The sequence below is a fragment of the Tsukamurella sp. NPDC003166 genome (assembly GCF_040611135.1).
Classification (GTDB): Bacteria; Actinomycetota; Actinomycetes; order Mycobacteriales; family Mycobacteriaceae; genus Tsukamurella.
The window spans coordinates 71,786-82,928 of the sequence record NZ_JBEXNL010000021.1; the positions used below are offsets into that span (position 1 = coordinate 71,786).

Below are 11,143 nucleotides of genomic sequence, written 5' to 3' on the forward strand. Positions count from 1 at the left end.
CGGGCCGGCGTTCAGTCCTTGTCCTCGGGCGCGTCGGACGGGTTGCGCGCGTCCAGTTCCTTCGCGCGGCGACGCTGCTGTTCGGCCCGCTCGCGGCACTGCCGGAGGAACTCGTCGTCATCGTCGGCGTACTGGGCGATGTGGCGTCCCGGGCGTTCGTACTCGGGGAACCCCGCCGTGCGCGACGGTGCGCCGCCCCGCCCGCCGCCGCCCACGGGCCGGCCCATCAGGAACCAGATCAACGAACCCGCGAAGGGGATGATGATCACGATGATCAGCCAACCGACCTTGGGCAGGTGGCGCACCCGGAACTCGTCCGAGGCGATCACGTCGACGAGCGCCGCTACCCACAGCAGCATCACGATCGCACCGAAGTACGGCATCTCAAACTCCCACCATAGGAAAACGGATAACAGATGCTACCGCGAACCTCACGCGGTCTCGACATAGTGTGTCACCGTGACTGATCTCAGCTGGCCCGCGACCCGTCTACTCAGTATCGGGAAGCGCTCCGGCGCCGTTCGCGGGCACCTGGAGTTGACGCAGACGCACCTGCGGTTCCGCCCGGCCGGGCTCGCCTCGAAGCTCGACGGCACGCCGTTCGCCGTCCAGTTCCGGCACATCGTGGGCGCCGGCACCGTCGAGGACGTGGTCGGCGTGTTCAAGCGGACGCGGCAGCGGCTGTGCGTGACCCTCGGCGACGGATCGGAGCAGTTCTTCGAGGTGAGCAGACCTGTTGAGGTCGCGGAGGCCGTCCGTAGCCGACTCGGCGGCCGCGCATGATCGCCGTCATCGGGGGCACGGGGCTCTACCGCTTCCTGTCCGGCGCGACGGAGGAGGTCACCGTCGACACCCCGTACGGGCCGACGAGCGCCCCGGTGACCCTGGGCGAGATCGCCGGGCGCGAGGTGGCGTTCCTGCCGCGGCACGGCCGGAACCACGAGTACTCGCCGCACACCGTGCCGTACCGAGCGAACCTGTGGGCACTGCGCCGGCTCGGGGCGACGAAGGTGCTCGCGCCGTGCGCCGTCGGCAGTCTCGACCCGGCGGCCGGGCCCGGGACGATCACCGTCCCGGACCAGCTCGTGGACCGCACGACCGGCGCCGGGAACGGAGTGAGCGGGCCGCAGGGCGGAGGACGGGCCACGACCTTCTTCGACGGGCACGGCGTGCACGTGAGTTTCGCCGATCCGTACTGTCCCGTCCTTCGGGCCGCCGCCGCGCCGGGAGCCGACCGCACCTCGGGGACCATGGTGGTCATCGAGGGCCCGCGGTTCTCGACGCGCGCGGAGAGCCGCTGGTACGCGGCGCAGGGCTGGGACCTGGTGAACATGACCGGACTGCCCGAGGCCGCCCTGGCCCGGGAATTGAAGCTCTGCTACGCCTCGATCGCGCTGGTCACCGACCTGGACGCGGGCATCGAGGCCGGCGAGGGCGTGCACACCGAGGACGTGCTCGCGCAGTTCCGCGCGAACCTTCCGCGCCTGACGGACGTGCTCGCGCGGACCATCGCCACCGTCGACCCGGCCGCCCCGTGCGACTGCGCCCGGGGTGACCACGACCTCCCCGACGGCCTCGACGCCGGTCCGGTCCGGGTCTGACGGGGCCTGCCGGGGTCAGCCGGGATGGTCGGGGCTACGCCGAGCCGAGGTAGCGCTCGGTGTCGCGCTGCAGCCACTTGACGATCAAGCCGGCCGGGAAGGCGCTGAGGCCGATCACCCGGTCACCACCGACGGGCTCGATGAGCAGCGTCCAGGTGAACACGGAGCCGCCGTCGGGGTGCGCCTCGACGCGGTACTTCTCCGCCATCCGGGACAGCCCGGGGGCCGTGGCGGACTGCACGTAGAAGGCCTTCTCGCACAGCGTCTCCGACTCCTCCCAGGAGTAGAAGAGCTCGTCGGCGCTGACGCCCGGGCCGATGTGCACCCGCCGGGTGGAACCCGCGGCGAAGGGCCGCGGGCTGGTCCACTCGATCTTGCGGATCCCCTTGCACCAGTGCAGGGGCCGGTCCGAGGTCAGCTCACCCCACACCCAGTCGACGGGGCGCGCCGAGCGCACGGAGAACTCGTACACGCCGGGACGGCCGGCCTGCAGTTCGGCGGGCAGGACGGGCTTGAGAGCGGGCATGGGGCCTCCTCGGCCTCGGGATGACGGGTCGGGCGGTGACGGGTCAGACGGTGTGCGCGTCCGCGACGTTCAGCGCCTCGTCGATGATGGCGAGACCCTCGCGCGCCTCCTCGGCGGAGATGTTGCACGGCGGGACGACGTGGATCCGGTTGTAGTTGGCGAACGGCAGCAGGCCGCCCTTCTTCAGCGCGGCGACGGTCTCGTTCATCGCCGGGCTGCTGCCGCCGTAGGGCGCGAGCGGCTCACGGGTCTCCCTGTCGCGCACCAGCTCGATGGCGAAGAAGACGCCCTCGCCGCGCACGTCGCCGACGGACGGGTGCTTGGCCTTGAACTCCTCCAGCGCGGGCCGGATGATCTCCTCGCCGATCGTCGCGGCGTTCTCGACGATGCCCTCCTCGGCCATCGCAGTGATGGTCGCGACCGCCGCCGCCGTGGCCAGCGGGTGGCCGGAGTAGGTCAGGCCGCCCGGGTAGGGCTTGTCGGCGAAGGTGGCGGCGATCTCACCGCTGATCGCGACGCCGCCCAGCGGCACGTAGCCGCTGTTCGAGCCCTTGGCGAAGGTCAGCAGGTCGGGGACGACGGGCCCGGCGGCGGTGGTGGCGTGCTCGATGGCGAACCACTTCCCGGCGCGACCGAAGCCCGACATCACCTCGTCGGCGATCATGACGATGCCGTACTTCGTGCACAACTCGCGGACGCCGGCCAGGTAGCCGGGCGGCGGGACCATGATGCCGGGCGTACCGGGGATGGCCTCGAGGATGATCGCGGCGATGGTGTTCGGGCCCTCGAGCACGATCGTGCGCTCCAGGTGCTCGAGCGCGCGCCGGCTCTCCTGCTCCTCGGTCTCCGCGTAGAAGGAGCTCCGGTAGAGGAAGGGACCGTCGAAGTGGGCGACGGACTCGCCGCCGAAGTCGTTGGCGAACCGGCGGGTGTCGCCGGTGACGTTGATCGCGAGCTCGGTGCCGCCGTGGTAGCTGCGGTAGCGGCTGAGCACCTTGCGGCGGCCGGTGTGCACGCGGGCCATGCGGATGGCGTGCTCCACCGCGTCGGCGCCGCCGTTGGTGAAGAACACCTTGTTCAGGTCGCCCGGGGTGCGCTCGGCGATGAGCCGCGCGGCCTCGCTGCGGGATTCATTCACGTGCTGGGGCGCGATCGTGCAGATCCGGGCGGCCTGCTCCGCGATGGCGGCGACGACCTTGGGGTGCTGGTGGCCGATATTGGTGTTGACCATCTGCGAGCTGAAGTCGAGGAGCTTGCGCCCCTCGCCGTCCCACACGTACGAGCCCTGGCTCGCGATGACCGTCATGGGGGTGATCTGCGCCTGCGCCGACCACGAGTGGAAGACGTGGGCGCGGTCGAGCTCGTAGGCGCGGGCCCCTGCGGCGATGGCGTCGTCGACGGTCCGGCCGTCGGGCAGCGTGTTCGTCATAGCTGTTACTCCAAGAAGATGTCTGCGGCAATGCTTCACTGGCGATGTCCGCGGGTATGCGCTGCTCACCTGGTCACGTCACGGTGACTGCAACGATACCCGCCGCCGATTCGCGGAGCCGGGCGCGGCGGCGGACCGTCGGATAGCTTGGCGGGTATGAGCGAGACGAGCACGGACGAGCAGCCCGGCGGCGTCACGGGGTTCACCGACAACCCCGTCAACGCGGCGATGGCCCGCGTGCTCGACGACGTGCGCCGTGGGGATCATCCCGGCGCCGTCGCCGACTACATCCCGCAGTTGGCGACGGCGGATCCGGAGGCCTTCGGCATCGCCGCCGTCTCGGTGCACGGCCACTCGTACGGCACCGGCGACTACCGCACGCCCTTCACGATCCAGTCGATGAGCAAGCCCTTCGTCTACGCCCTGGCGCTGGAGGAACTGGGCGTGGCGGCCGTGTGCCAGCGCATCGGCGTCGAGCCGAGCGGCGAGGCCTTCAACGCGATCAGCTTCGACCCGTCGGGCCGGCCGGAGAACCCGCTCATCAACGCGGGCGCGATCGTCACGACCTCGCTGATCCCGGGCGCCGACGGTGCCGAGCGCTTCGCCGCGATCCGGGAGGGCCTGTCCCGCTTCGCCGGCCGCGAGCTGGAGCTGGACGAGGCCGTCTACCGGTCGGAGTCGGAGACCGGCTTCCGCAACCTCGCCCTCGCCGCGCTCGCCCGCTCGACCGACGCGCTGCGCGTCCCCATCGAGGACGCGCTGGACCCGTACTTCCGGCAGTGCTCGCTGCTCGTGGACGCACACGACGTCGCCGTCATGGGTGGCACCCTCGCGGCGGGCGGCGTCAACCCGATCACCGGGGAGCGCGTCGTCAGTGCCGACGTCGCGCGGCACGTCCTGTCCGTGATGACCGGCTGCGGCATGTACGACCGGTCCGGCGCGTGGATGGTCTCGGTGGGCATCCCCGCCAAGTCCGGGGTGGGCGGCGGCATCGTGGCGGCGACGCCGGGCGAGTACGGGATCGGCGTCTTCAGCCCGCCGCTCGACGAGGCCGGCAACTCCAGCCGCGGCGTCGCGGTGCTGCAGCGGATGAGCGGCGAGTTCGGTCTGCACCTGCTGAACCGGCCGATGACCCCGGTGAGCGCGGTCGCCTCGGTCACCACGGATCCGTCGTCCGGGCGGACGGTGCTGCGGCTGCGCGGCGAGGTGGACTTCGTGGCGGTGGAGGAGGTCGTGCACGAGGCGCTGAGCCTCGGGCGCGCGCACAACGGCAGCACCATCGTCCTCGACCTCACCGACGTCACCCGCATCTCGACGGTGTCCGCCTACCTCCTGACCCAGCTCGCCTCCGACGTGGGCTACGGCGTGCGCGTGGTGATGGAGGACCCGTCCAGCCTGTGCGGCACGAAACACCTGCGGGACTGAGGGTCTCGGGCGTCTTCACCGAGCACTGACGACGACCCGGTGCCACCCGGTGGCACCGTCGGGGGCGGGCGGCGCCTCCGTCTCCGACTGCACCCGCCCGTTCGCGTCGGTGGCGCGGACCTCCAGGGTGTGCGCGCCGCGGGCCAGCGGGAGGGACGTCCGCCACTGCCGCCACGTATCGGGACCGACGGTGTCCGCGAGCTCGGCCTGCATCCACGGGCCGGAATCCGCGCGGACCTCGACCTTGCCGATCCCGGTGTGCTGCGCCCAGGCGACCCCGGCCACCGTCACCGCCCCGGCGGAGACGGATCCGCCCGGCACGTCGATGCGCGAGGACACCTTGACCGGGCCGAGCGCGGACCAGCCCCGCGGGGTCCAGTAGCCCTGGTCGGCGGCGAAGGTGGTGACCTTGAGCGAGGTGACCCACTTGGTCGCCGAGACGTAGCCGTAGAGGCCGGGCACGACGATCCGGGCGGGGAAGCCGTGCGCCACGGGCAGCGGCTCACCGTTCATGCCGATCGCGAGCAACGACGTGCGGGCGGGATCGCGCAGCACGTCGAGCGGCGTTCCCGCGGTGAAGCCGTCGTGGCTGCGCGAGAGCACCATGTCGGCGCCGGCCCGCGGTTTCGCCCGCTCCAGGAGCGCGCGGATCGGGTAGCCGAGCCACAGCGCGTTGCCGATGAGATCGCCGCCCACCTCGTTGCTCACGCAGGCGAGGGTGGCGTGGTGCTCCTCGAGCGGCAGCGCGAGCAGCTCGTCCCACGTGAGGGTGAAGGGCGCGTCGACCAGGCCGTGGACCTCGAGCGACCAGTGCGCGGGGTCGAGCTGCGGAACGCGCAGCGCGGTGTCGATGCGGTAGAAGTCGGCGGCGGGCGTGATGTAGGGCGTCAGGCCGCCGATCCGCAGGTCGGCGCCGGTCGGGACCGACGGTGCCGGGCTGCGCGGCACCGGCAGTCGCAGCGTCTCCCGAGCCGCCTGCACGGCGCGTGTCCCCGCGGACAGCACGCGGGCGCCGGCCAGCGCCAGCACGGTGACGCCGGCGGCGAGCCCCGAGGCCACGAGGAAGCCGCGGCGGTCCATCGTCGGGGGCTCCGCCGGCCGGCCGTGCTTCGACGCGTCGACGGACTCGGCCGCTGGCAGCCGTCGGATCAACGTGCGCAGCACCGGAACCGCCGCGCCGATGCCCACCACGCTCGGCGCCGCCCACAGAGCCGTGGCGTCCGGGCGCAGCGCCGCCGTGATCGCCCCGACGATCCCGACCGCCGCGATCAACACTGCACCCCAGGGCGGGCGCCGGCGCTCGAGCAGACCGGCGGCCGCGGCGCCCAGGGCGAGCACCGCCCCCATCGATCCGAGCAGGACCGCCTTGTCGGCGGTGCCGAAGAACTCGACCGCGAGGTCCTTGAGCCACGGCGGGGCAGCGTCGATGACCGCCGCGCCGCCGGCGAACAACGTGCTCGCGCCCGGCGCGACGACCGCCGCCACGAGTTCCGCCACCGCCAGCCCGACGGCGCCTGCCAGCACGCCCGCCAGCGCGGTGACCCACGCGGGCGCGCGACCAGCCGCTGGGCTCGCGGCGGGTCTCTCGGTCGTCTGCGTCACGGTTCTAGATTGGCACCTCGCAGCCCGGCCCGGGGCGATCGTCCGGACAGCTCACCGATCCGTAAGAATTCGCGTCGTCTCGGCTGCGTCCGTGCAGGACGTGACCGACCTGCGGACGACACTCGGATTCTGACCGATACGGACAGCGTGTCCGATACGGCCGGAATCCGAGTGTCACGCAAGAGCGGCAACCCTGACGGCGCCCGAGCCGACGAGCGGGGCGATTACGGCCCCGTCGAACGCGGAAGGTGCGTCAGGCGCGCGCGTCGACCACCGGGTAGGTGCCGTCGGCGTACTCGGCGCGGATGAGCTTCTTGTCGAACTTGCCGACCGAGGTCTTCGGGACCTCGGCGACGAAGGCCCAGCGCTCGGGGATCTGCCACTTCGGCAGCAGGTCCGTGAGGTAGGCGCGCTGCTTCTCGACATCCGCGTCGGCGGGATCCTTGACCACCGCCAGCACGAAGGGACGCTCGTCCCACTTCTCGTCGGGCACGGCCACCACGGCGGCCTCGGCGATGGTCGGGTTGCTCATGACCGTGTTCTCGAGCTCGACGGAGCTGATCCACTCGCCGCCGGTCTTGATCATGTCCTTGGTGCGGTCGCGGATGGTCATGAACCCATCGGGGCTGATCGATGCGACATCGCCCGTGCGGAGCCAGCCGTCGTGGAACTTCGACGGATCGGTGACATTGCCCTCGGGCGAGTAGTAGGCGCCGGTGATCCACGGGCCGCGCACCTCGAGCTCGCCGGAAGCCTCGCCGTCCCAGGGCTGCTCGTTGCCCTCGTCGTCGATGAGGCGGGCCTGCACCGACGCGGGGAAGCGGCCCTGCGTGACGCGGTAGCCGAACTCGGCATCGTCGGACACCCCGAACGGAGGCCGGGAGACCGAGCCCAGCGGGGACGTCTCCGTCATGCCCCAGGCGTGCACGATGCGGGTGCCGAGCTGATCGAAGGTGCGGATCATCGACGGGGGCACGGCGGCGCCGCCGACGACGACCTCGCGCAGGTGCGAGATGTCCTGCGGCTTCGCGGCGAGCTGCGCGGCAACACCGGCCCAGATGGTGGGCACGGCGGCGGCGAAGGTGGCCTTCGTGGCGTCGAGGATCTGCAGCAGCGGCTCGGGCTGCAGGAAGCGGTCGGGCATGATCAGCGTGATGCCGCCCATCATCGCGGCGTAGGGCAGACCCCACGACATGACGTGGAACATCGGCACGATCGCGAGCACGGAATCGGCGTTGCCGAGCGCCATGCCCGAGCTCGAGTTGACCTGCATCGAGTGCAGCCAGATGCTCCGGTGGCTGTACACGACGCCCTTCGGATCACCCGTGGTGCCGGAGGTGTAACACATGACCGCCGCGTCGCGCTCCGAGATCTCGGGCCACTCGAACGTGGTCGGCTCACCCGCGATGAGCTCGTCGAAGCCGTGCACGGTGATGCCCGCGGGCGCCTCGAGCGCCTCCTTCGGACCGTTCACGACGATGACGTGCTGCACGTTCGGGGTGCCGGCGAGGTACTTGCCGAGCAGTGGCGCGACCGAGGCATCGACGAGGATGACCTTGTCGTCGGCCTGGTTGATGATGAACACCGCCTGCTCCGGCGAGAGGCGCAGGTTCAGGGTGTGGAGGACGGCGCCCATCGCGGGCACGGCGGCGTAGGCCACCTGATGCTCGTTGTTGTTCCACATGAACGTGGCGACGCGCTCACCGCGCTGCACACCCAGCTTGGTCAACGCATGCGCGAGTTGCGCAGCCTTGTCGCCGACCTCGGCGAAGGAGAGATCGCGCAGGCCGTCACCGGTCCACGTGGTGATCTTCGCCTCGGGGAAGACGCGGCGGCTGTACTCGACGAGACGAGCGATCGTCAGCTCGCCGTCCTGCATGGTGGTCGCAATCACGGTGGTGGAGACTCCTTCTCGGATGGGAAATGCAGCCGGCGGGTACTACTGGCTGGTGATCTGGTTGATCAGCCGCACGACCGACCTCGGGGCGAATTTACTCGAATTGGACAGCAGCGTGGTCAGGGTTCCGACGGAATAGTGGATCCGGGGCAGGAAGGGCACCTGGATCCCCGGGTGCACGGAGTTCCACACCTGCTCGGCGACCTCCTCGGGCGTGATGTTCACGCCGAGGGTGCGCGTGCTCTTGGCGTCGGTCTCGGCGAGCGCCGTCTTCGCCCACAGCGGCCAGATCGCGACGACGCGGATGCCGTGCTTCTCCCACTCCAGCTCCAGCGCCTCGGTGAAGCCGGAGACGTAGAACTTGGCGGCACTGTACGTCGCGATGCCGGGCTGGCCGTAGATCGCCGAGGCCGAGCTGATGTTCACCAGGTGCGCGTCCGGCTGCCCCTTGAGGTAGGGCAGCGCCGCCTTCGCGCCGTAGGTCACGCCGAGCGCGTCGATGTCGATCTGCAGCTTGATCTGCTGCGGCGTGATCTCCTCGAGGTCGCCACCGAAGAGCACGCCCGCGTTGTTGTCGAGCACCGTCAGGCCGCCGCCCGTGTGCTGCGTGAAGTCCGCGAGCGCGGCCTCCCACTGGTCGTAATCGGTCACGTCGAGCGTGCCGGTCACGATCTCCGGGTGCGCCGACCGCAGCTCCGCGAGCGCGACCTCGTTGACGTCGTAGACGCCCACCGTCCACCCCTCGGACAGGAAGCGCAGGGCAGTGGCCCGGCCGATGCCGGAAGCACCGCCGGAGATGAAGATCGATGGCATGCGCCCTAACCTACCCGCTGGTCAGGCCTCCGTAAACCCCCTACTGAACAGCACTCAATTAGCGGTGCGTACCGGCCCTCGGCCCGCGTTCGGGTGGTTCGACGGTGCCGCCGTCGCGCGCGTGAAACCATCGTTTCACCGCACGCTCCACGAGAGGAACGGATGACCTCGCTCTTCGACCACGTCAACGCCGGCATCGGTTGGCTCAGCACGAACCTGTAGAACTACGTGCTGATCTACCTGCTGCTGGGCGTCGGCGCCTACATGACGATCCGCACCCGGTTCGTCCAGGTCCGACTGCTGCCCAAGATGATCCGCGCGATCGGCTCGTCCCGCTCGGACGCCGAGGGCGGCATCTCGTCGTTCCAGGCGTTCTGCGTGGGCCTCGCCTCGCGCGTGGGCACCGGCAACATCGCGGGCGTGAGCGTTGCGCTCGTCCTCGGCGGCCCGGGCGCGGTGTTCTGGATGTGGGTCGTGGCGCTGGTCGGCATGGCGACGGCGTTCGTCGAGGCGACGCTCGCGCAGATGTTCAAGGTGCGCAACGCCGACGGCAGCTTCCGCGGCGGACCGGCGTACTACATCCAGCGCGGACTCGGCTCGCGTCGGTGGGGCATGGTCTTCGCCGTGCTGCTGATCTTCGCCTTCGGTTTCGCCTTCAACATGGTGCAGGCCAACACCATCGGCGGCTCCCTCGCCGCCACATTCCACGTCGACAGTGCGTGGATCGCGTGGGCCTCATGGTGATCACGGCACCGATCCTCTACGGCGGGGTGCGACGGATCGCGAGGGTCGCCGAGGTGATCCTGCCCGTCATGGCGCTGATCTACGTCGCCATCGCGCTGGTGATCGTGGCCCTCAACATCACCGCCTTCCCCGAGGTGATCCGGCAGATCGTGGCCGGGGCGTTCGGGCTCGACGAGGCCCTCGCCAGCACCGCCGGCGGCATCCTGGCCGCCCTGCTCAACGGCGTGAAGCGCGGCCTGTTCTCGAACGAGGCCGGCATGGGCAGCGCGCCCAACACCGCGGCGACCGCCACCGTCTCGCATCCAGTGAAGCAGGGCCTGATCCAGTCGTTCGGCGTCTTCGTCGACACCATCGTCGTGTGCACCGCGACCGCCTTCATCGTGCTGGTCTCCGGGATCTGCGCGCCGGGAACGACGCCGGAGTCCGGCGGCGCCGTCCTCACACAGGACTCGATCTCGGCCGTCCTCGGTACCTGGACGACGGTGCCGATGGCCCTGCTGGTCTTCGTCTTCGCGTTCTCGTCGATCATCGGCAACTACTCGTACGCCGAGATCAACGTCAACTTCCTCGGCCTAGAGGGGCAGCGCCTGCGCGTCCTGCCGACCCTCGTCCTCGCCGCCGTCGGCGTCGGCACCCTCGCCGAGCTCGACACCGTCTGGATGCTCGCCGACGTGGCGATGGCGCTCATGGCCACGGTGAACCTGATCGCGATCGCCCTGCTCGGCAAGTGGGCCTTCGGCGCGCTGCGGGACTACGACGCGATGACCAAGCGCGGCGTGGACGACCGGTTCGTCGGCCGCGGCAACCCGAACCTCCCCGGCGACCTCCCGGGTGATGTGTGGGACCCCGTCGACGAGGCGACCATCACCGCCCGCTGATTGGCGACTCAGCAGACCCGTCGATGGCCACACTGCCCCTGTCCCAGAAACCACCGCTTCTGGGACACATCACCGGAGGTTGGCGGCAGAAGTCTCGCCATACGGCTCGCCCGCTCCTCACACGACGGTGGGGTGAACCGCCCCGGGTAGTCCGGAGACTCCGAATGTTGGAAGGTTGGAGTCATGGCAGGGAGCACATCGAATCGGTATCCGGCTGAGTTGAAGGCG

Annotated in this window: 9 protein-coding genes and 1 pseudogene; 4 read left to right on the forward strand and 6 right to left on the reverse strand. The window is 70.4% G+C overall.

The features are described 5' to 3' along the window. Positions 1 to 11 precede the first annotated feature (11 nt). A complete protein-coding gene (locus tag ABZX10_RS19715; RefSeq protein ID WP_355543837.1) occupies positions 12 to 383 on the reverse strand; it encodes a PLD nuclease N-terminal domain-containing protein in 372 nt (123 codons plus the stop codon). 76 nt (positions 384 to 459) lie between these two features. On the opposite strand from ABZX10_RS19715, the gene ABZX10_RS19720 reads away from it, so the two are divergent. Together ABZX10_RS19720 and ABZX10_RS19725 are read left to right on the forward strand one after the other, a co-directional pair. Then, a complete protein-coding gene (locus tag ABZX10_RS19720; protein WP_355543840.1) occupies positions 460 to 783 on the forward strand; it encodes a hypothetical protein in 324 nt (107 codons plus the stop codon). Beyond that, positions 780 to 1,601, forward strand: a complete 822-nt coding sequence (locus tag ABZX10_RS19725; RefSeq protein ID WP_355543843.1) for an S-methyl-5'-thioadenosine phosphorylase — start codon at positions 780 to 782, stop codon at positions 1,599 to 1,601. Before ABZX10_RS19720 ends, ABZX10_RS19725 begins: the two co-directional genes overlap by 4 nt. A 34-nt stretch (positions 1,602 to 1,635) precedes the next feature. Here ABZX10_RS19725 and ABZX10_RS19730 read toward each other — a convergent pair whose 3' ends face one another. Both ABZX10_RS19730 and ABZX10_RS19735 read right to left on the reverse strand, forming a co-directional pair. Continuing rightward, a complete protein-coding gene (locus tag ABZX10_RS19730) occupies positions 1,636 to 2,127 on the reverse strand; it encodes an SRPBCC family protein (RefSeq protein ID WP_355543846.1) in 492 nt (163 codons plus the stop codon). Between the two features lie 43 nt (positions 2,128 to 2,170). Further along, the gene (locus ABZX10_RS19735) at positions 2,171 to 3,556 is read right to left on the reverse strand and encodes an aspartate aminotransferase family protein (protein ID WP_355543849.1); all 1,386 of its coding nucleotides are present in this window, start codon (positions 3,554 to 3,556) and stop codon (positions 2,171 to 2,173) included. Between the two features lie 156 nt (positions 3,557 to 3,712). On the opposite strand from ABZX10_RS19735, the gene glsA reads away from it, so the two are divergent. Continuing rightward, positions 3,713 to 4,981, forward strand: coding sequence for a glutaminase A (glsA, locus tag ABZX10_RS19740; protein ID WP_355543852.1), 1,269 nt, complete (start codon positions 3,713 to 3,715; stop codon positions 4,979 to 4,981). Between the two features lie 15 nt (positions 4,982 to 4,996). On the opposite strand, the gene ABZX10_RS19745 is transcribed toward glsA, so the two are convergent. The 3 genes from ABZX10_RS19745 to ABZX10_RS19755 form a co-directional block, all read right to left on the reverse strand. Then, positions 4,997 to 6,583, reverse strand: coding sequence for a molybdopterin-dependent oxidoreductase (locus ABZX10_RS19745; protein WP_355543855.1), 1,587 nt, complete (start codon positions 6,581 to 6,583; stop codon positions 4,997 to 4,999). A gap of 253 nt (positions 6,584 to 6,836) precedes the next feature. Then, positions 6,837 to 8,477: a long-chain fatty acid--CoA ligase gene (locus ABZX10_RS19750; protein ID WP_355543858.1), complete on the reverse strand. Its 1,641-nt coding sequence runs from the start codon at positions 8,475 to 8,477 to the stop codon at positions 6,837 to 6,839. Positions 8,478 to 8,522: 45 nt separating this feature from the next. After that, positions 8,523 to 9,293, reverse strand: coding sequence for an SDR family oxidoreductase (locus ABZX10_RS19755; RefSeq protein ID WP_355543861.1), 771 nt, complete (start codon positions 9,291 to 9,293; stop codon positions 8,523 to 8,525). Positions 9,294 to 9,602: 309 nt separating this feature from the next. Between ABZX10_RS19755 and ABZX10_RS19760 the strand changes: the two are divergent. Further along, positions 9,603 to 10,915, forward strand: a pseudogene (locus ABZX10_RS19760) (alanine/glycine:cation symporter family protein). The last annotated feature ends 228 nt before the right edge of the window (positions 10,916 to 11,143 follow it).